Below are 23,773 nucleotides of genomic sequence, written 5' to 3'. Positions count from 1 at the left end.
GGTTTGATTAAAACATAAAGGGATTGAATATGGAGTTTTTTGATGTTGTCTTGAGCTTGATTGCCTTAATCGTTCTCGAGGTTGTTTTGGGTATTGATAATTTGGTAATTTTATCAATTTTAACCGAAAAACTCCCTCAGGAGAAAAGAAAAAAAGCACGAAGATGGGGGCTTACCTTTGCTTGGATGACCCGTTTGATGTTATTGGCCTCGGCCGTTTTTATGGTAAAACTTGTTAAACCTTTGTTTTCCATTGGCGACATGACTTTTTCGGCTCGTGACATATTCCTTTGTTTGGGTGGTGCTTTTTTAATATGGAAATCTACAGATGAAATTCATCAGGACGTAACCAATGAATCAAGAACCAATTCTTTGCCTCACGGAACTTCTGCATCAGCTACATTCCGGGGCGTAATTATTCAGGTTGCTTTGCTGGATATTATTTTTTCTCTTGACAGCGTCTTGACAGCTGTGGGTTTAACTTCTCATTTTTGGGTTATGGCCTTAGCTATCACATGTGCCATTATTATCATGATTTACGCCAGCGAGCCGGTGAGTGAATTTATTACAAAACACCCCACAATTAAAATGCTTGCGCTTAGCTATCTCATTTTGATTGGTACTGTTCTGGTTGCTGATGGTTTTTCCTTTCATATACCAAGAGGTTATTTATATTTTGCAATGGGATTTTCTTTGGGCGTAGAAGCTTTGAATTTGTTAAGGCGCACCAGAAGAAAACGAAAAAAAAACAAGGGGAAGTAGTATGTTGTTGATTAAAGCGTTTCATATCATCGCACTTGTAGCTTGGTTTGCTGGTTTATTTTATTTACCCAGATTGTTTGTATATCACGCACAAGCCGATGATATAGTCAGTGTGCAACGATTCAAAATTATGGAGCGAAGGCTTTATTACGGAATAACCTGGCCTGCTGCGGTTGTTACTTCAGTCTTGGGTATTTGCTTGATTTATTTTAATACGGGTTATTATTTAAAAGCAGGATGGATGCATGCCAAGTTGTTTCTCGTGCTGTTATTATGGTTTTACCATTTAACCTGTGGCTATTATCTTAAAGGTTTTGCTAAAGATATAAATAAAAGGTCTTCGTTTTTTTATCGAGTATTCAACGAATTGCCGACACTATTGCTGATTTCAATTGTTATTTTGGTTGTGGTAAAACCTTTTTAATAAACTGGCTCTTTGTTGGTGCTGGACACCAACAGAGTGCCATTGTACGGATGATTAATCAATTTCAACCATATCGAAGTCTTCTTTTCCTGCGCCGCAATCAGGGCAAAACCAGTTTTCAGGAACATCAGCCCAAAGTGTGCCCGGTTCAATACCATCTTCAGGCCATCCTTCAGCTTCATCGTAAATGAAACCGCAGATAACGCATATGTACTTTTTAAACTCTTGCATAATAAATACTCTCAAAAAAATTGCATAATCTATATACTGTTGTGCGTTAAGTAAAGTTAAACCATGAACTCAACACGGTTTTTTTTGCTAATGTCATTGAATGATTGTACCATCGGAAAAACACTGTTTGCAAAGGCGATAATCTGAGCGATGTGCGCCTCTGCTGTGACTACAAAAGGCTTTATTTATTTTTTTAATAATTGGCCTTCAGAAATGTTTTAATTTGTTTTAAATTGTCCGCCTACCAAAGGGGATATAATAATTAAAAAGGCAACTCATGCTGCTTTGGTGTTTCGTAAATTGATAAAACGTTTTAAACAAATTTTGTCAATTTGTACCAATTTTTCTTTTCTGTTCATGGTGAGTGTTATATGTCTCGATCATCCAGTTTATTTGTTCAGGCTCAATCAGTGATTCCTGGTGGTGTTAATTCACCCGTTCGGGCATTCAAAGGAGTAGGCGGTGACCCTCTCTTTTTCAAACAAGGTAAAGGCGCCTATTTGATTGATGAAGATGATAATCAGTACATAGACTATGTGGGCTCATGGGGGCCTCTTATTCTTGGGCATTGTCATCCCAAAGTAATTGCGGCTGTAGAACGTGTTTTACACAGTGGAATGAGCTTTGGGGCGCCAACTGAGCTTGAAATACTTTTGGCAAAAAAAATCATTTCAATAATGCCCTCAGTTGAAAAAATACGAATGGTCAATTCCGGCACTGAGGCAACTATGACCGCAATAAGACTGGCCAGAGGATATACCCAAAGAAACAAATTTATTAAATTTAACGGCTGTTACCATGGTCATAGCGACAGTTTACTGGTTAAGGCCGGATCGGGTTTGCTCACCTTGGGAATCCCATCAACACCAGGAATTCCTGCCAGTATTACCGAACATACCCTGACCGCTGATTTTAATAATCTGGATCAAGTTTCCCAGTTATTTGCCAAATACCCAGACGACATTGCTACTGTGATCATTGAGCCTGTTGCCGGTAATATGGGATTTATTCCTCCTAAACCCGGATTTTTAGAGGGGCTTCGTGAACTGTGCGATCGGTATAATGCCGTGTTGATTTTTGACGAGGTGATGACCGGATTTAGAGTTGGTTTGCAAGGTGCGCAGGGTTTATTTGGTGTTAAACCGGATATCACTACTTTTGGCAAGATAATTGGCGGTGGAATGCCCGTTGGCGCTCTTGGTGGTCGAGATGACATTATGTCTTTTCTTGCGCCTGAGGGCCCTGTATATCAAGCAGGTACTTTGTCGGGCAATCCTTTAGCCATGGCCGCCGGATTGGCAACTCTAACTGAATTGGAACAACCTGGGTTTTTTAATCAATTAAATCAAACGACCCAAAAACTCACCTCTGTTTTATCTGAGGTTGCCCAATCCGCTAATATTCCCTTGTTTACAGCGTCATTGGGTGGGATGTTTGGTTTTTGCTTCACTGATAAAGAAGAGGTGTGTGATTTTGGTGATGTTGCATCTTCTGATGAACAACTCTTCAGACAATTTTATCACGGTATGTTGCAGCACGGTATTTATCTGGCTCCGTCAATGTATGAGGCGGGCTTTGTCTCCATTGCTCATGGCGAGCTTGAGATTAACAAAACTCAGGCCGCAGCAGAGCAGGTTTTGAGGCAGCTGGGTACTTAAAATGATTATTTATCAAGTCAAATACTTGTTCTTGAATAACTGTATTAACTTTAGGAAGAGCAGGCTTCTTTGAGTAAACCATTCGCTCCTATAGAGGTAGCAAATCTTGATTGGCATAACGATTTGCCTTTTTCCAAACGATATGAGGATGTCTACAGCTCTTCAGAAAGTGGAATAAGGCAGAGTCGTTACGTATTCATTAACGGAAATCATCTTCTCGAGAGGTGGTCTGAGCTTCCCAATTCCACTGATACACTCTTTAATATTGGTGAAACTGGTTTTGGCTCAGGGTTGAATTTTCTTGTGACTTTAAAACTGTGGGAAGAATTCGCACCAGCGTCTGCTCGTTTACATTATTTTTCCTGTGAAAAACATCCCTTGCGCCTTAGCGATTTGCAGCGTTGCCTGGCACTTTGGCCTGAACTCTCGCAATACGCCATACAGTTATATGAGCAATACCCAGTGCTGACCCAAGGATATCATCACTTATCATTCTGCAATGGTCGCATCAAGCTTACGCTGATGTTAGGTGACGCTTTGGAATGCTTTGAACAATTATTGGTTTGTGGCGACGCCATTCTTGAATCAAAACTACGCCAGAGCTTTATAGATGCCTGGTATCTGGATGGATTTTCACCCGCTAAAAATGAAGACATGTGGTCTTATCCTCTTTTTTCCGTATTGGCTATGTTATCTAAAGAAAATGCTACCTACGCCACTTATACTGCAGCTCAAATTGTAAAATCTTCATTATCCCAAGCGGGTTTTACAGTCGAAAAGAAAAAAGGATTTGGCCCAAAAAGACATATGCTTTCAGGTGTTTATAAAAAACCACAATCTCACTATTATTCTGTTAAACAAACTCCTTGGCATGCGAGTATTCCCTTTAAATCAGAAAATAAAACAGCGCACATAATTGGTGGTGGTCTTGCTGGTTGTTTTATGGCTCATTGTCTGGCTAACCGAGGTTGGACGGTAACTCTGTTTGACGAGCGGCATGCTGTAGGGGCTGGCGCCTCTGGGAATTATCAGGCTGTTTTATTTCCGAAATTGTCTGCTTATGATTCCCCCTTAACCCAATTGATGCTCTCGTCTTTTCTTTATGCGAATAAAATATACAAAGGCATGTTAAGACAATATCCTGAGCTAGGAGAATTAAACGGCTCTCTTTTGCTCGCTTATGATGATAAAGAGCTTCAACGGCAAACAAGTCTTGAAACATGGCTGCATCATTATCCAGAACTTGGTCAATTAATTACCGCAGATGCAGCCTCAAAATTGTCAGGTATCAGCATTAATCATCCGGGCCTTTACATTCCTCTGTCAGGATGGATTAATTCTCCAGTACTTTGTGAGCTGTTGATTGATAGAAAAGGGATTATACTTAACACAAACACAACGGTTGATTCATTTTCTTATAATGGCAAGAGCTGGATAATCAACGAAAATGCGGCCGATGTTTTAATCATTTGCTCTGGAAACAAAACGGCTGCATTTAATCAGACACAATATCTACCAATAAAGCCCATTAGAGGGCAAATGTCTACAATAGCCGCAACTTCAGACAGTTCTTTACTTAAAATTCCTATTTGTGGCGATGGACATGTTTTGCCTGCAATGAACGGTTGTCACTCCTTTGGTGCAAGCTATAACCTGGGTGATAGTTCTGAGCAGATTCAAGAAGAGGATGATTTAAGTAATTTATGTAAATTATTGAATATATCATCATCAGATTTGTGGTCTAAAGAAATACTTCATCATTGGGCGGCAGTAAGGGCGTCTACTCCTGATTATTTGCCTCTTGTCGGACCTGTTGTGAAGCGTGATGAATTTATTGAACAATTTAGCGCATTGGAACTCAATTCGAAACGATGGATAGGCAATCCAGGACCTTACATCCCGGGTCTTTATGTTTGCGCTGGATTTGGTTCACGGGGATTAACAACTATCCCATTATGTGCAGAATGGCTTGCCTCACTTATTAACAATGAAATAGGGTGTATTCCAAGAACTCTTATCAAGGCAATATCGCCTACGCGCTTTTTGCGAAAAAATATAATCCGTGGTGTACGTTAACTTTTTAGCCTCTCATGAGATCAGCATGCAACTAATGAAGCGACGATTTTCAAGAAACATAGAATGCAATTCTTAAAACTCGTTACTTTATCGGCTATAATAAGCAATTTTGTCATGAGAGCAAATTGTGCATAGTATTGAATTTTTTCAGATTGATGCGTTTACTGACAAGGTATTTCATGGAAATCCGGCCGCAGTCTGTTTTCTCGAAGAATGGTTAAATGATGAGTTACTTTTGGCAATAGCCGCAGAAAATAATTTATCAGAAACTGCATTCGTCATTGACTCAGATAATGGATATCATATTCGCTGGTTTACCCCTAATGGTGAAATTCCACTTTGCGGTCATGCTACGCTTGCAGCAGCTTTTGTATTGTTCGAGTCAAAAAAACGTGCTGCAGATCACATCACGTTTCATAGTTTGAGTGGGCAATTGTCTGTGTTGAAAAGAAAAGACCGTCTGACTCTTGATTTTCCCAGATTAAATTATGCCCGCTCTGAAGCGACTGAATTTATAAAATCACTTATTGATCAGCCTGTAATTGAAGCGTATGACAGTGATCTTGATTATTTGCTTGTTCTTGAAAACGAAATTCAAGTGCAGAATGCGCAGATTGATTTAAAAGAATTGATTAAATTACCAAAACGAGGGCTTATAATAACTTCAGAATGTTCTGTTGCTGATTTTTATTCTCGTTGTTTTTATCCGAAGCACAGTATTTCGGAAGATCCTGTCACAGGTTCGGCTCATTGTGTTTTAACTCCTTTTTGGGCAAATAAACTCAACAAATCCAGCTTACGAGCAGTTCAGGGAACACATCGAAAAGGGGAGTTATTTTGTGAGCTGATGGATGACCGAGTTTTTATTTCAGGCTATTGTCGCTGGTATCTTAAGGGGCATTTGGTAATTTAGCGAAATGGATTGAGAAGGACTTCTCATTAGAGCATAATAACAAATCTTTAGGTCAAGGGAGTAGTAGGGAATGACCAAGTCAATGGGAGCAGTATTCAGATGTGCAGTACAGGAAAATAAACCGTTACAGGTTTTAGGTACTGTTAATGCGTACACAGCTATGTTAGCTGAATCAGCAGGTTGCAAGGCAATTTATCTTTCTGGCGCAGGTGTGGCCAATTCCTCTTATGGATTACCCGATCTTGGGATGACCAATTTGTCACAAGTGCTTGAGGATGCACGTCGTATTACCGATATATCGCCATTACCTCTTTTAGTTGACGTTGATACAGGGTGGGGACATGCCTTCAATATCAGCAGAACAGTTCAACAGATGGAAAAAACAGGCGTAGCAGCCATTCATATTGAAGATCAGGTTTTGGCCAAGCGATGTGGACACAGGCCAAATAAAGCCATTGTATCCATGAAGGAAATGGGCGACAGAATCAAAGCGGCTGTAGATGCTCGCCTGGATCCGGATTTTGTGATTATGGCAAGAACAGATGCTTATGCGGTTGAGGGAATGAGTGCTGCAATTGAACGTGCCGAATTGTGTGTTGAATTGGGTGCCGATATGATATTTCCTGAGGCCATGACTACTTTGGCGGAGTATAAAACCTTCACTCAGAGTTTGCAGGTACCGGTGCTGGCCAATATTACAGAATTTGGTAAAACACCATTATTCACCCGTAATGAACTGCACGATGTGGGTGTTTCATTAATTCTTTATCCCTTGAGTGCTTTTAGAGCGATGTCACAAGCTGCTTTGTTCACGTATAAAACAATAATCCAACAAGGCACGCAAAAATCACTACTTGATACCATGCAAACCCGAGAAGAGTTGTATTCCATGCTCGGATATCATGAATATGAAAAAAAACTGGACCAACTGATGGAGGAAGAAAATGAGTAGTAAGAGTGGAGGTTTAGCCGGTGTTGTTGCTGGACAATCAGCAATTGCTACTGTTGGCCTGGCTGGTAAAGGTTTAAATTACAGAGGTTACTCAATAGATGATTTGGCAGAATATGCAAGCTTTGAAGAGGTTGCTTATTTGTTACATTATGGTCATCTTCCAACACAAACAGAACTTGAGAAGTATACCAATAAACTCATAAGCCTCAGGGAATTGCCTGAGCATCTAAAAACTGTATTAAAATTAATTCCTAAAAACACCCATCCCATGGATGTGTTAAGAACTGCTTGTTCTTATTTGGGAACTATAGAACCGGAACATCATTTCACTGAACAATACGATATTGCCGACAGATTATTGGCACTATTTCCCGGGATAATGTGTTATTGGTATGGTTTTCATTATCAGAATAGGGAAATTTCCGGTTTTAGTGAGGAGCGAACTATAGGCGGCCATTTCCTTGCTTTATTACATCACAGAAAACCTGAAAAAATTGAAGTGGATATGATGAATGTTTCGCTGATTCTTTATGCTGAACATGAGTTTAATGCCTCCACCTTTGCTGCTCGGGTCACCGCAGCCACTTTGTCTGATTTTTACTCTGCAATAACCAGTGCGATTGGAACCTTGCGTGGTCCATTACATGGTGGAGCCAATGAGGCTGCTATGGCACTTATTGAACAATTCAAGACACCTGATGAGGCGGAGATAGGCTTAAAACACATGTTAGCCAACAAGGCGTTGATCATGGGTTTTGGTCATAGAGTTTATACTACCAGTGATCCACGCTCCGATATTATTAAGAAATGGTCTTTCAGATTAGGAGAAGCCAAAGGCGATTTGCAGCTGTATCACATTTCAGAGCGCATTGAAGAAGTCATGTGGAGTGAGCGAAAACTATTTCCCAATCTCGATTTTTACAGCGCATCAGCTTACCATTACTGTGGTATTCCCACCGCTTTGTTTACCCCAATATTTGTTATGTCACGAATTACCGGTTGGTCTGCACATGTGTTTGAACAAAGAGCCAATAATAAATTAATCAGGCCTACTTCAGAATACATAGGCCCAGAATCAAGAGCATTCACTGAAATTAAGGACAGAGGTTAAAATGAGCAGTTACGTAGAAGATAATGTCAAGCCTGATTATGATCAGGTTATCGTAGATATAGCTGATTATGTATTAAATGCCAAAATTGATAGCGTACTCGCTTATGAGACCGCTCGTCTTTGCCTAATGGATACTCTGGGCTGTGGTTTGCTGGCGCTGAATTTTTCTGAGTGCACCAAACTTATGGGGCCAATTGTTGAAGGGGCGACTCTTCCTGGTGGAGCACGAGTTCCTGGAACCGGTTATGAACTGGATCCTGTTCAGGCAGCTTTCAATATTGGTACTATGATTCGTTGGCTGGATTTTAATGATACCTGGCTTGCTGCTGAATGGGGACATCCTTCCGACAATTTGGGAGCTATTCTCGCTGTTGCTGATTATTTATGCCGACAACAGTGTGCAAAAGGCCGTCCTCCAGTTTTGATGCAGGATGTACTTACTGCTATGATCAAGGCGCATGAAATTCAGGGATGTCTTGCTCTGGAAAACAGTTTTAATCGTGTTGGACTGGATCATGTTTTTCTGGTTAAGGTTGCAAGTGCAGCAGTTGCGGCACAACTTTTTGGTGCCGATCGCGACATGATGTTGAGAACCTTGTCTCAAGTTTTTGTTGATGGTCAGAGTTTAAGAACATACCGACATGCTCCTAATGCGGGTTCGAGAAAATCATGGGCCGCTGGAGATGCAACTTCCCGAGCGGTTCGATTGGCTTTAATTGCCAAGGCTGGTGAAATGGGATATCCCAGTGCGTTAAGTGCACCTACCTGGGGTTTTTATGATGTTTTATTTGATAAAAAGTCATTTAAGTTCCAACGTCCTTACGGCAGTTACGTCATGGAAAATGTATTGTTCAAATTATCTTATCCTGCCGAGTTTCACGCCCAAACTGCTGTTGAGTGTGCTGTTGCTTTACATCCCTTGGTTGAGAAACGATACGACGAAATAGCAAAGATTGAACTGGTTACCCATGAGTCTGCAATACGAATCATTAGTAAACAGGGGGTTTTACATAACCCGGCAGATAGAGATCATTGCCTGCAGTATATGGTCGCTATTGGTTTATTGTTTGGGGATTTGAAAGCAGAACATTATGAACATGGTATTGCGGCAGATCCAAGAATTGATGCCTTGAGAGCCAAAATGCAAGTTACTGAAAATGAGCGTTTTTCTCGTGAATACCATGATCCTGAAAAACGTTCCATAGCAAACAGCATCAAGCTGGTTTTCAATGACGGTACTGAAAGTGAGCTGATTACAGTGGAATATCCCATTGGTCATAAGCGCAGAAGAGAAGAGGGTATACCTGTCTTGTTATCCAAGTTCAAGAACAACCTCAGTACGAGATTACCTGCGAATCGAGTGGAGCAAATAGCCAAGGCAATGAGCGATACCAACACGCTTGCGGCTATGACGGTTAGTGATTTTATGGCTATGTGGGTGGTCGATTAAGAACTATCTGCTTTTCATTCATATGTGGGTGTTTTAATGCGTTTATCCTTGCAGAAAAATCCTGTAGCGATAAACGCACTATTGGTGACTCAATCGGTTTAAATTTTACGTTTTAAACCTGAGGAAGCCAAAATTTTGGTCGCAATTTCCTCTATAGAATATTTTGTCGAATTAATATAGGGAATACCTTCTTTTTTATACATGGCTTCTACTTCAGCCACTTCGAGTCGACATTGCTCTGGTGAAGCGTATTTACTATTGGGTCTGCGTTCGGAACGGATTTGTTGTAATCTGGGTGGATCAATAGTTAGCCCAAACAATTTGTGTTTGTACGGTCTTAATACTTCTGGTAAATGAAATCCAATAAGATCATCCTCTGTAAATGGGTAGTTCGCTGCCAAAATCCCGTATTGTAATGCCATATAAAGGCAGCTTGGCGTTTTTCCACAGCGTGAAACGCCTATTAAAATGATATCCGCCTTATCATAACCTCGTGTTTTAATTCCATCATCATGAGATAAAGCAAAATCTACTGCTTCTATCCTGTGAGTATAGGATTTATCGTTTGCAACCCCATGGCTACGACCTACGGTGTAGGATGATTTTTCATTAAGCTCAGTTTCAAGGGGGCCTATAAACGTACTAAACAAATCAAAAACACAGGCATTAGCATTTTTAAATAATTGGCGAATTTCCGGGTTAACCAAGGTCATAAAGACGAGCGGTTTTGATTTTTTTTGTTCATAAGACAGATTGATACGGGCAATAACATCTTCAGCTTTTTGCAGTGAATCAATGTAAGGTAGGGTTTGTTTTTCAAACTCTATATTTTCAAACTGTGTTATAAGGCTGTTTCCTAGTGTTTCTGCGGTAATTCCCGTTCCATCTGAGAGGATAAAAACCTGGCGTTTCATAAAAGTCCTTAAGAGATAAACCAAGCTGAAAATTTTATATGATTTATTTGCTGCTGTCGCTATGCTTCATCAGGCGTGAAATACCTTGATTAAAACGATTTGTAGTAAATTTAGGGCACTTTGCTGTTATTGAGTTCGGAATAATACTCAGGGCAAACGCATCTAAACATATTATCTAAGACCAAGATGCCTACGTTCTGCGCTTTATGCGCAGAATCCAGATCTTTGCCTGCACTAAGATCGCATGGATCCTGCGCATAAAGCGCAGGACGTAGACAAAAGGGTGGAGATTTATGTTCATAATTTAGATGCGTTTACCCTGGAATAATACTCCCAAAGTGTACTTGTTAAAGCGCATCTGTTATCTTTAAAATTGGCTATACTTAGTCTAGGTCATTCTAAGGATGGGGTTCATGGAACAGGACAGATTTTCCGCAAATAACAGATTGTATGTATTAGGAATTATCAGTTTGATTTTGGCGCTGGGTTTGTTTTTTTTCAGTATGTATATTCTCCCGTTTTTAATATGGAATTTACATTATGATGTTCCTGAGTTTTTAACCCATTTGATCACCTTCATTGAGAAACGTTACGATTATGGTGAGGTTGCTAGTAAGACCATTTCCTGGTTGGTGTTCTTTTTACCTGGTTTAGTTGCTGGTTACATTTCATATTACATTTCCAATCATATCGATGATCAGATTTTAGGTCTTGCCAAACAAACAGAAACTGAAGAAAAACCAGGTGCCACTTTAGATTTACAAACGGATATTAAAGAATCTCTGAGTTTGACTGCCAAAATTATTTTGTGGATGATTTTAATTGTTTTTGTGCTTCTGTTATTAGAAGTAGCTATTCGAACTGACCCCTAATCATTGCAGGAGTATTTATGTTTAGTATGAGGCGCTGGAAAATAAAAAGGTTGTCAAAAAAAATTAAAGCGATGCAAAACAACCGGGTCAATAATCAGCCTGGAGATGAAATAATCAAAAGAGAAATTCTTTGTTATTTCGAACTGGCAGCCTTGCTAAAGAAAATGAAATGCAGTAAAAAATTTCCATTTTCTGAAATTATGTTAATTGAATGTTATCGCAAAGCAGCCGAACTTGATGATTCGTCAGCCCATTATCAACTCGCTCAAATGTTTATTGATGAAGCTAAATACCGACAAAATCTGGACAGCGAAGGTGTATTTGACAGCTCGGCAAATCTTAGGAGAAGTCAGCAACTTTATGAAGAAGCACATGCTCATCTGCTTGCGGCTGAAAAATTAGGTCATATTGCTGCAAAACGATTCAGAGGACTTTGTATAATCAATGGCTGGGGAGTCATCATTGACAAGGATAAAGGCTTTGAATTGATTGTAGAAAGCATTGAGCAAGAGGGCAGTTGGGACAAAATCCCACAGATTTTTGCTTCTATGGGACTGAATAAGCCCGAATTTTTTTCAGCGATTATGCAGCGAAAAAAAGAGTCTCATTAGGGTTTTGTAATAGAGCTTCGGGTATGCCTGGACTTGTTTTTATGGTTTTTACAGCCATAAATTCAGGTACCAGGCTACAATTGCTTGTCCCCAAAAAAGAGATACCAAACCCGCAATACACAAAAAAGGGCCAAAGGGTATGGTGGTTTCTCGGGATTGTTTGCTCACGTGCAAATAAATCATCCCAAACACTGCGCCACTAATTGATGACAAGAGCAGAATTAAAGGCAAATAGACCCATCCAAGCCAGGCGGCAAATGCAGCAAACAGTTTAAAATCTCCATGTCCCATCCCTATTTTGCCGGTAATTAGATAAAATAATTTAATAAACAACCAAAGTCCTGAATAAGCGCCAACGCAGCTTAAAACCGCTTCGGGAAGATTAGTGAACAGATTTTGTGTGTTGGCAATAAGCCCAAGCCATAACAAACTTAAAGTAAGACTGTCGGGTAATAGTTGATGGTCGAGATCTATAAAAATTAAAGGAATCACAATCCAGATTGCTAAAAGAACAAAGAACAGATTTATGGTAAATCCAAAATGCCAGCTTGCATATAAGGAAAGCAGCATGGTTAGCAATTCTATTAGCGGATAACGAACTGAAATTGGTGCATTACAGGAGGAACAATGACCTCTTAATAAAAGATAACTGATAATAGGGATGTTATGCCATGCTTTAACCTGTGTTTTACATTCAGGACAAAATGATCTGGGTAAAAATAAATTCAGGCTCTGCTGTTCTTTTGGGGTAGAAATATCCAACAATTCACAGCATTGCGTTTTCCATTCAGCCTGTAACATAATCGGTAAACGATAAATAATGACATTCAGCAAGCTCCCTATGGCCAGGGAAATGAGCGCAATCATCAGATACATCAAAGCAGGATTATAATGTAATAATTCGGATATCATTTGCAGTTAAAGTCCTTATTCAGTTTTATTTCCTGAGGTTCTTGGTCAGGGTGAACATTAATTATGGATATGAAACAACATAAAATAATAAACAATCAATTAAACTGCAGATCCCAGTTTAAAGATAGGCAAATACATGGCAACGACCAAACCACCAACCAGAATGCCTAATATTGACATAATTATGGGCTCTAATAAACTACTAAGAGCATCAACAGCATTATCGACATCCTCTTCATAGAAATCAGCTACTTTTCCTAGCATCTTCTCTAATGTGCCAGATTCTTCACCAATAGCAACCATTTGAATTACCATATTAGGAAAGAGATGGGTATTTTCCATGGCGGCATTCATCTGTTGTCCGGTAGACACCTCTTCCCGAATCTGTTCTGTTGCGTTAGCAAAAATAATATTGCCTGTTGCTCCGGCAACAGATTTTAATGCCTCAACCAAAGGTAATCCTGCGGCAAAAGTGATGGACAGTGTTCGTGAAAAGCGTGCAATGGCCGCTTTTTCAAGAATAGGGCCAATAACTGGAAATTTTAACAAGATCCTATCGAGGTTTTGGGCAAAATCGACAGAGTGGCTTTTAGCGTACATAAAAGCATAAACCGCAGCACCTAATATACCAAAAACGTAATACCAATAGGCCTGCATGAATTTAGACATTGCAACAACGGCCGCTGTCATTGCAGGCAGATCAGCTCCAAATCCTTTGAATAATGATTCAAATTGGGGAACAACAAAAATTAATAATCCAGCGGTAACAATCATTGCCACTACCATAACAGCTATAGGGTAAGTTAAGGCTTTTTTTATTTTTTTCTTGATGGTTTCAATTTTTTCTTTATAGGTTGCAACTTTATCCAGCATGATGTCCAGTGATCCTGATTTTTCACCCGCATCAACAAGATTACAAAATAACTCATTAAAAAAAACGGGATGCTTGGCTAATGACTCAGACAGAGTAAGCCCTGTTTCGACATCGTGTTTTATTGATTCAATCAAGTCCTTGAGGCGTTTATTGGACTGACCTTTTGCTACGATGTCAAAGGATTGAACTAAAGGAATGCCAGCTTCTATCATGGTTGCCAGTTGGCGACTGAAAACAGTAATGTCACCAGGTTTGATTTTTTTATTAGTTCTATCAAACATTGGCTTTCTTTTTTTTACTACTTTATTTACTACTATTCCTTGTTTTCTGAGATCGGCTTTAGCAATAGCCACACTTTTTGCTTCAATATCACCAGCCATTTTTTGACCGGATTTATTGATGCCTTCGTAGTGAAAGGTTAATACTTGATTGGATTTTTTTTCCATGAACTTAATCAACAGTTACCCTGTTGACCTCCTCTATGGTGGTGATCCCTTGTTTTACTTTTTCCAAACCGGATTCAAAAATAGTCAACATCCCCTCTGATTGAGCAATTTTAAGAATATCAAGCGAATTTCCACCGGACATTATCATTTGACCAATTGTTTTTGTCATAGGAAGCACTTCAAAAAGCCCCACTCGCCCTCTGTATCCATTGGTACATTGATTGCAGCCAACAGGTTTATATAACTTGATATCCTGGACATCGCTTTCTTTAAATCCTAATTCCAACAAACCCTGAGTGGTGAAATCATCCCTGACGACTTTACAGTGTTCACAGAGTTTTCTCGCCAAACGCTGAGCAATTATAATCGTAACAGAACTTGCTATGTTAAATGTTGGTATACCCATATTAACCAATCGGTTTAAGGTTTCAGCTGCACTGTTAGTATGTAGGGTAGACAAAACAAGGTGGCCTGTTTGTGCGGCTTTAATGGCGATTTCAGCCGTTTCCAAATCTCTAATCTCGCCCACCATGATAATATCTGGATCCTGGCGTAAAAAGGATCGTAACGCCCCAGAAAACGTTAAGCCTGCTTTGGGATTTATATTCACCTGATTAATTCCGGGAACTTTAATCTCAACAGGGTCTTCTGCGGTTGAAATATTTACCTCTATGGTATTTAGTATGTTTAATGCAGTATATAAAGTTACCGTTTTACCGCTTCCTGTCGGCCCTGTTACTAAAATCATTCCCTGAGGGCGCTCAATCGCTTTGATAAAATGAGCACGCTGAACAGGGCTAAAGCCCAATGCTTCTATTCCTAATTTTGCAGAGCCTGGGTCAAGTATCCTCATAACCACTTTTTCACCACCAGAAGTAGGGCAGGTACTCACTCTGAAATCAATGGAACGCGATTTGGATATTTTCATTTTAAATCCGCCATCTTGCGGGATTCTGCGTTCCGAAATATCAAGGCAGGACATCACTTTGATTCGTGCTGTTATTCGGGACGCCAGGCTCACAGGCGGTGTTGCCACTTCGTGTAATATGCCGTCTTGTCTGTAGCGGATACGGTATTCTCGTTCAAAGGGTTCGAAATGAATATCAGACGCCCCTTGTTTAATTGCATCGAGTAAAATTTTATTCACAAATTTTACTATAGGAGCATCGTCTGTAACTGAAGTAGCGGGTTCTCCTTCATGCTCCTCGTCGTCAACGCTGATTTCTAAACCGTCCAAATCGTAGGAATCGTCAACGTATTCAGATAAACCCTGGCTTTCTTTGGCAGTTAACATACGTTCAATCAACAGGGATAACTTATCTGTCTCGACTACGATTGCATTAGTATTTAATCCGGTATGAAATTGTATTTCCTTCAAAGAAGATTGTTTACTGGGATCATCTGTTGCGAGGTATAAGTTACTGCCTCGGGTAAATAGAGGAATCATTGAATGACGGCGAATTAACTTTTCGTTTACTAAATTGGCAGGTATCGCATCCACATCAATACAATCAAGATCGATCATGGGCACACCAAAGTTTTGTGCTGCAGTTAAAGCGATTTGTTCAGCACTTAGCAGGTTATTTTTTACCAGGTACTGGATTAAAGAGATTTTCTCAGCGGCAGCAGATTTATAGTACTCAATGGCTTGGGATTTTTCCAACAGCTTTTCTAAAACCAAAAGCTGTCCAATTCCCTGCAGTCTTTGCTCATCCGTAATCAGTGCCATATTCAGTATTCAAAGTGTTTACTATTTTTAACTATAGATAAAAAAAGATTTAATTTCACTAATTTTAGCCATCTATTTACATTTAATCCCATAATAATCAGCATCGTTAACACAAAGACTGATTGCGGGTGACGATTGCACTGATAAAACATGTGAAAGATCAAATTTTAATCAATTAATTCAATCGTGCTGACGATAATAACATACTTGAGTTTATTGAACAGGTGATTATTACTGCTAGAATACAAGATAATAAACTTTGTTTGGTTTATATCACTAAAAAGAATTGTTTGCATGCGTATCTCGTTGTATTGTAGAGAAGTGATTAAATAACAATAAGATACAGGAACTACTTTGTTGATAGATCAACAGATAAAACATTTTAAAGCGTTGAATATCTGGTTTCAATCACCACTTGGATTGTCTGTTGTCCGTGAATTTAACAATCAGTTAGATCTTGTTAAAGAATGTTTAAGAGGGGATGCTCTTTTACAACTGGGTAGTTGCAGTACTAATCCTTGGCTGGATTCTTTATCTTACCACAGTAAATGGTTAGCATCCCCCTTTGAGCCGCACGAGGGGATTAGCCTGGAATGCTCTTTTAGTCAAATTCCGCTCACTAGAAACAGTGTTGATTGTGTCTTAGCGCCTATGGTTCTTGAGCCTTTCGATAATTCATTTTCATTGATTGATGAAATTGATCGAATTTTAAAGCCTATGGGGCTTATTGTATTATTTAGCATCAATCCTTGGAGTTTGTGGGGAGCAGCGATGAAATTGGGGTTGTTGAATTGTTATGATCATCGCAAAATATCACTGCGTACCGCTTTTCACCTGAATCGAATTTTTCTGCAACGAGGTTACCGGCAATGTTCTTTGACTAATTTTGGTTATATACCACCAGTTAATAAAAAGTCACTCATTACCAAGCTCACTTTCTTTGATGAAGTAGGTAAAATGATCTGGCCTTATCCATCAGGTTTTTATTGTTTTATTGCGCAAAAATATGAGCACATTGGTCCGTCTTTGCTGGCTCAACCAGTCACTCATCTTGATGTGAAACCTTATAAATCTCCTTTACAACCTGCAACAAATTAATTATTAATGTATAATTATTTGAACAACGCACTTATATTTCTGTATACTTCAATACGCTTTAAGTAAAGGTTAAATTCATGACGAAAAAAACATTGTTTAAAATCACTTTCGCTAATCAAGAAGCCATTTATGAGATTTATGCACGATCCATTAAAGAAAGCGAGTTATTTGGGTTTCTTGAGGTGGAAGAACTGGCCTTTGGTGAACAAACTGCTTTAGTTGTTGACCCATCTGAAGAAAAGCTGAAAATGGAATTTAATGGAGTCAAACGTACCTTTATACCCATGCATTCAATTTTTCGAATTGATGAAGTAACAAAACAAGGCACTGCTAAAGTCAAGGACAACTTAGGCTATGGAAATAAAGTAAGCCCATTTCCAGGGACTGGTAAAATAAAAGATTAAACTATTTATTTTTTACACATTATGTGTTCTATAACAAACCAGAATTAATATCGAAGGAACTCAAATGACTATCCCTGACAAAATAAAAGCGGTTTATGAGCAGTCTACCTGTTTGTACACTACTAACGAAGTAGAAGCAGCATTGGACAGAATGGCCATTAAAATCCATGAAAAACTGCAAAATGAAAATCCGGTTATTTTATGCGTCATGATAGGCGGGCTGGTACCATTAGGTAATTTGCTGCATCGCCTGGATTTCCCTTTGGAAGTAGATTACGTTCATGCTACTCGATACAGAGGGGATATTACTGGTGGTGATATTCACTGGAAAGTTAAGCCCTCTGTTAACCTTGAAGGGCGAACCGTATTAATAGTTGATGACATCCTCGATGGCGGGGTTACGCTGGCTGCAATCATAGACGAAATTAAGGCCATGGGTGCCAAGCAGGTGTACAGTGCTGTATTAGTGGATAAATACCGTAAACGAGTACCTAATGGACTGCAAAAAGCAGACTTTGTCGGGCTTGAGGTCGAAGATCACTATATTTTTGGTTATGGAATGGATTATAACGAATATCTGCGTAATGCACCGGGTATTTTTGTTGTGCATCCAGATCATGAATAGTCTTTAGATACAGGTTCATAACCTGTAGGTATTGTTACTTTTTGTTTTTTTCTCATGAAGACCGTTCATATGAGCTATACTAATATATGGCGGTGTAGCTTTATGAACTTAACAAAATTGATGAATAATCTGATGATGGGGTTTTATTTGTCATTAGTGTTGGGCTTTTCTAGTCCTGTTTTTGGCGATAATATCCCACGATATACAGAACAATCCACCATAACCGAACTGGAAGAACCAATAAACACTGATTGGCTTCCTGACGTAGTCGGTTTGCCTGATGAATTTGAAATTCCTTTTCTTACTCAATTGGTTGAAGATGCTATCGCACAGGAGCAAGATGCGCAGTGTAATGCTGTTGACCGTAATCTAAGAATACTCGTATTACAAAATTATGTTTTTTTTCAACACATGGCTAATGCTCAGGGGCATTATTTTAAAGACACCATGGCTTTAAAATACGCTCATATTCTTGCCATGATTTTGCAAGAAAGTAGCGGTGATCCAACCAATGTCACTGATATGAGTGGTCGCTCAATCACCACGTACAAGCCGGTAGCTGATTTGCAACGCTGGAAGAATCTGTTAAAACTCGTTGAGGAAAAAGGGATAGTTTTAAATGAACAAACTAACTTTGGCTTGACGCAACTCTCCGCAGACAGACTGTTCGTTGCGTTTAGTTTGGCTAGCGAGCCAGGACGTCTTAAGGATTTTCTTGAGGGAGAGTACGGCGATGCTACTCCCAACAAGGTCACTTTGAATACAGCATCAGCAATCAGGCGGCTAATTTGGTTTTATCAGGACATAGCTCAGGGACGAATCGCTCAAAATGAAGAACGCATTGCAGAGGAGGATATCTATAAACCGGAGTTTTACCCTCGCTTTCAAATGGGTTTAAAAATGGCACTAATATTTTGCGGTACTCGTTACTTGTATGGTGTTGATGCGCAAAGCACTTGGGAAAATAAGAAATCCAATTTCGAAAAAGCCTTGGCATCAATAGCTTATTGTAAACTAGGGGATGATCAAACCGGCTTTGGTACCAATCAAATGGATGAGCAGTGCTTTGTGGAGTGGGTGACTTTATGCCCCGCATTAAATATGAACATTGCACTACTAACCCCATTAAGCTATTTTCAAAGCAGAAACAAGCAACCCGTCTGTATCGATACCTTCAAGCGTCTGCTTAATAAGGGCCCAGAAAATTAGTTAATTTAATCATATTATAAAACAACTCCATTCTGATTCGTTATTTACTCGCAAATCTGTTCATTTTTTTGTTATTATTTGCAATAAAAGTTATTCTGTTGCATATCTTCCATTATCAGTACTTTACTGTACTTTTAGTATTTGCTGCAGTTTATTTATATCAACAAATTTAAGCCCTATTTTTTTAATAACTATGTTTGCGAGAGTTATTTGATGTTAACCCTTATTACCGCCCAAAAACATGCCGATCATTCACTAGCCCAAATTATTCCATGGTCTATCTTTTCCAGCTCGGATTTTTTTAATTTCCAGATTAGTCCTGATGAATTGAATCGTTTAGAAGGACCATTACAAGAATCCTCTGCAAAGCTAAAGTTGAAAGAGCGAAAAGATTGCGCAGTTCTTTGTTTTCTCTATGCACACTGGGCGGAATCAGATGAGGTGCTTTATGATACTCTGAAGAATAATATGGCGGTAAATGAGTTAGTCCTGCTACGAGCCATTACGGCAACGAATCGTATGGGTTTGCTTCAGTGCATTATAAGAGAAATGCCGTCATTGATTAAAACGTGTATGAATTCAGATGTTCGCTATAACTTATGGCGTATTGCAACTCGTTATGGTTGTCTGGAGATGTTGAAGTTATTTTCAGAATTTATGCAGCCTGATGAAATAAGACAAACCATTGTTTCAAATGGATTTACAGTTTACTGTGAAGGATTAATGAACGACAATCAATTGCAGATGGTGCAATTTTTTGAATCTTTTTTTTATGAATATTCTTCAGACAAGTTATTTTTGGCAGCTGGTTTTAAAGCGTTAAAGAATGTTTTGTTGTGGGGTGAACAGTCAGTTATTGATCATTTTTTGGCTTATCCAGATGTTTTTTGTTGTATTGATAATAATTCATCGAAATTACCTCAGCTCAAAGTTGACCATTTTATACAAAAACAACTGGAAAAGTGGCGTCTTGCTGAAGAGTCCTATCAAAATGAAACGCCTGACGGTTGCTTCTCTTTGCAAGAAATAGGATTGGCCAAGCTTTTTGTTCGTCGATTTATTCGCAATGGCTCGTTTGAGGCACATGAGTCGTTAAGAAAAATATTGAGTATTCAATCAGTTGCCCAACACATGCATACTGAGTGGATTCCTGACGAAGCAGATATTTTGTTTAAACGTCCGAATGGTTTGTTACGGTTGGCTCTTTCAGAAAAAAATATCACCATGTCACAATGTCTGTTGACCTTGCCAGCAGTTCGTCAACTTGCCAAAGCAGAACAGTATTATCAAACAGAATTAGCCGCTTGTTTTGATTTGGCTGCTTTTGCGCATCAATGCGATGAACAGCAATGGTGCGGTATTGAGGATTGGATGAATGGGAGTAATGATGATTGTATTTTTCGCCTGTATCAAATGACAAAAACAATGGTTATGGCCGAACCTGGTTATTATGTATGCCCAGAAACAGCATCATCAGAATTTTTTAAAAATTATGCGGTATGTGCGGTTGATGATGAGATCTTTCATCGTCAATTAATCTCCTATTTATTAAGTTCATATCAAGGGCTGATGAAGTTATTTGTTTTATTAAATGGAGGGTTATTAATTTGTTATGCGAAACATGATCTCCAGCAATACATTAATCTTTACCGGGCTGCCGGAAGAGATTTTCGGCTCGGCACATCAGACAAAGATGAAGAACTGAATTTTGAGATATTTTTGCAACATCTTGATTTTTTTCAAAACCCTAATAATTGCAAAAATCCAGTTGATTTTTTTCATGCTGCACTAATTAAATGTTTTATTAATACCTATATTTCTCCCTATAATACTGAGTCATATTTTATGTGGGATAAATACAGGCAATTTTGGTATGATATGTTGCCAAAAGGAAATTATTTAATATTGAAATATTGGTACGTACTCATGCGTATTGGTGGGTTTCAAATCTATCATGATAACTTCAGAAGTTTTACTCATGACCGTTTTTTTCAACAAAACGATTCACAGGCTTACGGAGAATGTGCGTTCATTTTAGATCGATATACCGATAAATGTGATGATCATTACATACAATCCACTACCTCCAAAATTGCCGCTGGAATAACTAAAAAATTAGTAAAGCACGATTTTATGTTTGAGCGCCTGGATGTTATGGGCTATTTATACTCATTTCGCAGCGTTTATAAAAAATCTTACAAAGGCAGTTCTCAAGATTGGGATTACAACAAAATTAAAGCACTGGCTATAGCAAAATTTATCAAGGTGGCGGGTTTAGTCGCCTGGAGGTTTAAAAAATTTGCTTTTTTAGATGTGTTATTACAGCTTTCAAAAGAATTTGGGCCGGTTTATCGCTATTATAACACCCCTACCTTAAATCAAGGTTTGATGTCCATACCGGGTATTTCTTTTTTTAATGGTGATCAAATTTCGAGAGTGTATCAGCATGGTGAGTTTCAAAATACCTGGGATGATATTCGATCCTTATTTCGTTCTACAGAAAACATGAACGAATTCTGGCTATTTTTGGACAAAAAAATCGAAACTAAAATACAGCATGTTCCTTCAGTTCCAACTGATTTAATAAAAGACGCAATCCATTTTTTTGAAATGAGTTATCCGGGACAGAGTACTATGGATTGGTATTTGTCGTTACGTCCTGACCAGGTTAAACTTAATCAGGTGCTGCATTTGACTTTATTGGAACTGGAGCGAGAACATGGATTTAACCTTGATCGGGAATCCACAGGCGATGTCGTGCCAAGGTTTCATGGATTTGTTGATTCCGATTATGCTAACACTCTTCTTTTATCCCGCTACCTGTTTAAAGAGTGTTCCAAGTATTTGCCCGGTATTTTGCATGGCGAAAACAGTCACCGTTATCAGTGGGCTGCTATATGTTATTTTATTGCAAAAGGTACCATACGTTTACCAGAAGGTAAAAACGTGCATGATTTTGTGACTTATGTCATTCATAACCGATTATGGACTGAACTCGTTGATTTTTATGGAAGTAATTTTGGCAGTCCGCATTTTGTTTCAAGCTGGTTACGCAATGCGAGTCAATTTCCCAATTTACAAAAGGCTGTGATTATTGGTTTTTGTAACAGAATAAATAAATTCATGAAAACTTTATCCTTTGAATATAATATATTAACTTATGAGCGCCTGATTTTAATGCAAAGCTGTTTTGAGCAACAGTTTTCTACTAAATTACCTCGCATTAAAGAGGATACTATTTCTTACCCGATGAAAAAGAGTAATGCTGACAGCAATGGGATTTTGTTTTGGGGTGTTTATAGTAAAGAGAAAAAGATATCCCCCAAAGACGGAGCGTATAGTAAAGAGATTCAACAATGCGGGAGTAGTTCATCGTTCCCGCATGGCTGAATTTTTTGCTTTTATTATTGGCTTAAGGATGTATTCCAATACTGATTTTTTCCCGGTGAGTATGTCAACGGTTGCTAACATACCGGGAATAATGGGTAAGGGTTTTTCATTGGTACCTAAGTGATTTTTATCGGTTCTTACTCTTATTACATAGAAACTTTCCTGTTTCTTGTCATTTTCATCAACAATAGTATCTGCGCTTATTTGTTCCACTTTACCTTGAAGGCCGCCATAGATTGAATAGTCATAAGCAGTAAGTTTTACAATGGCTTTTTGTCCCGGGTGGATAAAACCAATATCAGAAGGGCGTATTTTAGCTTCAATAAGCAGGGTATCATCGAGAGGAACAACTTCAATAATATCATTACCAGGTTGAACGACGCCGCCAATAGTGGTTGTTTTAATTTGTTTTATAATTCCGTACACTGGAGATCTTACAGTTGTTCGGGTTAGTCTGTCTTTATCTGCTTTATTGGCTTCAACCAAAGCTGAGAGTTCACTTCTCGCTTTATTTAATTTATCCAGTTCATCAGATTTGAATTTATCAATATTTCCTTTTATCTCATTAACTGTTCTATCCAGGCGGATAACCTCAACCTCGGAAACCGAGCCGTTTTTTAATAGGGGACGGGTCATGTCCAGTTCTTTTTGGGCGAGTTCCAGCGATTTTGTTAACTGAACTAATTCCCGCATACGAGATTCATATAACGATTGCTGATCTTTAACCAGGTCAGGATGATTTTTTTGGAGCTCCTCAGGAAAAACCGGTTGAGTTTGGTTAATTTCTGCTTTAATGCGAATAATTTCTAACTGCAAGGAATCGATTTTTTTTTCAGCTTCGGCATAGCTGGACATAAATCGAGTATTATCAATCTGCATTAATACCTGATCTTTATTGACTATATCGCCTTCTTTTACATAAATCTTTTGTATAATTCCACCTTCAAGATTTTGAATGATTTGCACTTCACTGGATGGTATGACTTTTCCCTCACCAACAGTGACCTCATCAAGAATAGCGTAATTAGCCCATAAAATGGCAACCAAAATAAAAAGGGCAGAAGCCCATAAAATAATATGGGTAAAGGCTCGAGACTTATGAGTTTTACTCAT

Annotated in this window: 21 protein-coding genes; 15 read left to right on the top strand and 6 right to left on the bottom strand. The window is 38.8% G+C overall.

The annotated features are described in order from the left end of the window. The first annotated feature begins 29 nt into the window (after positions 1–29). The gene (locus Lwor_RS03360; RefSeq protein WP_058492497.1) at positions 30–761 is read left to right on the top strand and encodes a TerC family protein; all 732 of its coding nucleotides are present in this window, start codon (positions 30–32) and stop codon (positions 759–761) included. 1 nt (position 762) lies between these two features. Further along, positions 763–1,185 (top strand): protoporphyrinogen oxidase HemJ, encoded by a 423-nt coding sequence (gene hemJ, locus Lwor_RS03355; protein WP_058492496.1) that lies wholly within the window; start codon positions 763–765, stop codon positions 1,183–1,185. 54 nt (positions 1,186–1,239) lie between these two features. Here the strand turns inward: hemJ and Lwor_RS03350 are convergent, their stop codons facing one another. Continuing rightward, positions 1,240–1,416 (bottom strand): rubredoxin, encoded by a 177-nt coding sequence (locus tag Lwor_RS03350; protein WP_058492495.1) that lies wholly within the window; start codon positions 1,414–1,416, stop codon positions 1,240–1,242. Between the two features lie 371 nt (positions 1,417–1,787). Here Lwor_RS03350 and hemL point away from each other — a divergent pair, with 371 nt between their 5' ends. From hemL to Lwor_RS03320, 6 genes are all read left to right on the top strand, one after another. Next, on the top strand, positions 1,788–3,074 hold the full coding sequence (gene hemL / locus Lwor_RS03345) for a glutamate-1-semialdehyde 2,1-aminomutase (RefSeq protein ID WP_058492494.1): 1,287 nt from the start codon (positions 1,788–1,790) through the stop codon (positions 3,072–3,074). A 69-nt stretch (positions 3,075–3,143) separates the two neighbouring features. Beyond that, on the top strand, positions 3,144–5,150 hold the full coding sequence (gene mnmC, locus Lwor_RS03340) for a bifunctional tRNA (5-methylaminomethyl-2-thiouridine)(34)-methyltransferase MnmC2/FAD-dependent 5-carboxymethylaminomethyl-2-thiouridine(34) oxidoreductase MnmC1 (protein ID WP_058492493.1): 2,007 nt from the start codon (positions 3,144–3,146) through the stop codon (positions 5,148–5,150). Positions 5,151–5,277: 127 nt separating this feature from the next. Next, positions 5,278–6,063 (top strand): PhzF family phenazine biosynthesis protein, encoded by a 786-nt coding sequence (locus tag Lwor_RS03335; protein WP_058492492.1) that lies wholly within the window; start codon positions 5,278–5,280, stop codon positions 6,061–6,063. 70 nt (positions 6,064–6,133) lie between these two features. Beyond that, entirely contained in the window at positions 6,134–7,015 is an 882-nt protein-coding gene (prpB, locus tag Lwor_RS03330; RefSeq protein WP_058492491.1) for a methylisocitrate lyase, read from the top strand. Continuing rightward, entirely contained in the window at positions 7,008–8,126 is a 1,119-nt protein-coding gene (prpC, locus tag Lwor_RS03325) for a bifunctional 2-methylcitrate synthase/citrate synthase (RefSeq protein WP_058492490.1), read from the top strand. Before prpB ends, prpC begins: the two co-directional genes overlap by 8 nt. A 1-nt stretch (position 8,127) precedes the next feature. Then, positions 8,128–9,576 carry a bifunctional 2-methylcitrate dehydratase/aconitate hydratase gene (locus Lwor_RS03320; RefSeq protein ID WP_058492489.1) on the top strand — a complete coding sequence of 483 codons (1,449 nt, stop codon included), beginning with the start codon at positions 8,128–8,130 and terminating at the stop codon, positions 9,574–9,576. Between the two features lie 98 nt (positions 9,577–9,674). Here Lwor_RS03320 and ppsR read toward each other — a convergent pair whose 3' ends face one another. After that, entirely contained in the window at positions 9,675–10,490 is an 816-nt protein-coding gene (ppsR, locus tag Lwor_RS03315; protein ID WP_058492488.1) for a posphoenolpyruvate synthetase regulatory kinase/phosphorylase PpsR, read from the bottom strand. A gap of 413 nt (positions 10,491–10,903) precedes the next feature. Here ppsR and Lwor_RS03310 point away from each other — a divergent pair, with 413 nt between their 5' ends. Further along, the gene (locus Lwor_RS03310; protein WP_058492487.1) at positions 10,904–11,362 is read left to right on the top strand and encodes a hypothetical protein; all 459 of its coding nucleotides are present in this window, start codon (positions 10,904–10,906) and stop codon (positions 11,360–11,362) included. Between the two features lie 17 nt (positions 11,363–11,379). Further along, the gene (locus tag Lwor_RS03305) at positions 11,380–11,973 is read left to right on the top strand and encodes an SEL1-like repeat protein (protein WP_058492486.1); all 594 of its coding nucleotides are present in this window, start codon (positions 11,380–11,382) and stop codon (positions 11,971–11,973) included. Positions 11,974–12,021: 48 nt separating this feature from the next. On the opposite strand, the gene Lwor_RS03300 is transcribed toward Lwor_RS03305, so the two are convergent. From Lwor_RS03300 to pilB, 3 genes are all read right to left on the bottom strand, one after another. Next, positions 12,022–12,885, bottom strand: coding sequence for a prepilin peptidase (locus tag Lwor_RS03300; RefSeq protein ID WP_058492485.1), 864 nt, complete (start codon positions 12,883–12,885; stop codon positions 12,022–12,024). Positions 12,886–12,984: 99 nt separating this feature from the next. Next, on the bottom strand, positions 12,985–14,205 hold the full coding sequence (locus Lwor_RS03295; protein WP_058492484.1) for a type II secretion system F family protein: 1,221 nt from the start codon (positions 14,203–14,205) through the stop codon (positions 12,985–12,987). 4 nt (positions 14,206–14,209) lie between these two features. Next, positions 14,210–15,934, bottom strand: a complete 1,725-nt coding sequence (pilB, locus tag Lwor_RS03290; RefSeq protein ID WP_058492483.1) for a type IV-A pilus assembly ATPase PilB — start codon at positions 15,932–15,934, stop codon at positions 14,210–14,212. A 354-nt stretch (positions 15,935–16,288) separates the two neighbouring features. On the opposite strand from pilB, the gene Lwor_RS03285 reads away from it, so the two are divergent. From Lwor_RS03285 to Lwor_RS03265, 5 genes are all read left to right on the top strand, one after another. Continuing rightward, the gene (locus tag Lwor_RS03285) at positions 16,289–17,032 is read left to right on the top strand and encodes a methyltransferase domain-containing protein (protein WP_058492482.1); all 744 of its coding nucleotides are present in this window, start codon (positions 16,289–16,291) and stop codon (positions 17,030–17,032) included. 77 nt (positions 17,033–17,109) lie between these two features. Beyond that, entirely contained in the window at positions 17,110–17,436 is a 327-nt protein-coding gene (locus Lwor_RS03280) for a DUF1820 family protein (RefSeq protein WP_058492481.1), read from the top strand. Positions 17,437–17,500: 64 nt separating this feature from the next. Further along, positions 17,501–18,061 carry a hypoxanthine-guanine phosphoribosyltransferase gene (locus tag Lwor_RS03275; protein WP_058492480.1) on the top strand — a complete coding sequence of 187 codons (561 nt, stop codon included), beginning with the start codon at positions 17,501–17,503 and terminating at the stop codon, positions 18,059–18,061. 102 nt (positions 18,062–18,163) lie between these two features. Further along, positions 18,164–19,270, top strand: coding sequence for a hypothetical protein (locus tag Lwor_RS03270; protein WP_238584614.1), 1,107 nt, complete (start codon positions 18,164–18,166; stop codon positions 19,268–19,270). A gap of 213 nt (positions 19,271–19,483) precedes the next feature. After that, the gene (locus Lwor_RS03265) at positions 19,484–22,660 is read left to right on the top strand and encodes a hypothetical protein (RefSeq protein ID WP_058492479.1); all 3,177 of its coding nucleotides are present in this window, start codon (positions 19,484–19,486) and stop codon (positions 22,658–22,660) included. On the opposite strand, the gene Lwor_RS03260 is transcribed toward Lwor_RS03265, so the two are convergent. Then, the gene (locus Lwor_RS03260; protein WP_058492478.1) at positions 22,640–23,773 is read right to left on the bottom strand and encodes an HlyD family type I secretion periplasmic adaptor subunit; all 1,134 of its coding nucleotides are present in this window, start codon (positions 23,771–23,773) and stop codon (positions 22,640–22,642) included. The two genes, Lwor_RS03265 and Lwor_RS03260, sit on opposite strands and share 21 nt — an antisense overlap.

Source organism: Legionella worsleiensis (assembly GCF_001467535.1).
Taxonomy (GTDB): domain Bacteria; phylum Pseudomonadota; class Gammaproteobacteria; order Legionellales; family Legionellaceae; genus Legionella; species Legionella worsleiensis.
The sequence above is the reverse complement of the archived record's forward strand: the minus strand, read 5'-3'. Positions and strand labels throughout refer to the sequence as shown.

Coding starts and splice junctions, on each gene's coding strand:
- Lwor_RS03360 (WP_058492497.1), top strand. CDS start 30: ATGGAGTTTTTTGATGTTGTCTTGAGCTTGATTGCCTTAATCGTTCTC.
- hemJ (WP_058492496.1), top strand. CDS start 763: ATGTTGTTGATTAAAGCGTTTCATATCATCGCACTTGTAGCTTGGTTT.
- Lwor_RS03350 (WP_058492495.1), bottom strand. CDS start 1,416: ATGCAAGAGTTTAAAAAGTACATATGCGTTATCTGCGGTTTCATTTAC.
- hemL (WP_058492494.1), top strand. CDS start 1,788: ATGTCTCGATCATCCAGTTTATTTGTTCAGGCTCAATCAGTGATTCCT.
- prpB (WP_058492491.1), top strand. CDS start 6,134: ATGACCAAGTCAATGGGAGCAGTATTCAGATGTGCAGTACAGGAAAAT.
- prpC (WP_058492490.1), top strand. CDS start 7,008: ATGAGTAGTAAGAGTGGAGGTTTAGCCGGTGTTGTTGCTGGACAATCA.
- Lwor_RS03320 (WP_058492489.1), top strand. CDS start 8,128: ATGAGCAGTTACGTAGAAGATAATGTCAAGCCTGATTATGATCAGGTT.
- ppsR (WP_058492488.1), bottom strand. CDS start 10,490: ATGAAACGCCAGGTTTTTATCCTCTCAGATGGAACGGGAATTACCGCA.
- Lwor_RS03310 (WP_058492487.1), top strand. CDS start 10,904: ATGGAACAGGACAGATTTTCCGCAAATAACAGATTGTATGTATTAGGA.
- Lwor_RS03305 (WP_058492486.1), top strand. CDS start 11,380: ATGTTTAGTATGAGGCGCTGGAAAATAAAAAGGTTGTCAAAAAAAATT.
- Lwor_RS03300 (WP_058492485.1), bottom strand. CDS start 12,885: ATGATATCCGAATTATTACATTATAATCCTGCTTTGATGTATCTGATG.
- Lwor_RS03295 (WP_058492484.1), bottom strand. CDS start 14,205: ATGGAAAAAAAATCCAATCAAGTATTAACCTTTCACTACGAAGGCATC.
- pilB (WP_058492483.1), bottom strand. CDS start 15,934: ATGGCACTGATTACGGATGAGCAAAGACTGCAGGGAATTGGACAGCTT.
- Lwor_RS03280 (WP_058492481.1), top strand. CDS start 17,110: ATGACGAAAAAAACATTGTTTAAAATCACTTTCGCTAATCAAGAAGCC.
- Lwor_RS03275 (WP_058492480.1), top strand. CDS start 17,501: ATGACTATCCCTGACAAAATAAAAGCGGTTTATGAGCAGTCTACCTGT.
- Lwor_RS03270 (WP_238584614.1), top strand. CDS start 18,164: ATGAACTTAACAAAATTGATGAATAATCTGATGATGGGGTTTTATTTG.
- Lwor_RS03265 (WP_058492479.1), top strand. CDS start 19,484: ATGTTAACCCTTATTACCGCCCAAAAACATGCCGATCATTCACTAGCC.
- Lwor_RS03260 (WP_058492478.1), bottom strand. CDS start 23,773: ATGAGTAAAACTCATAAGTCTCGAGCCTTTACCCATATTATTTTATGG.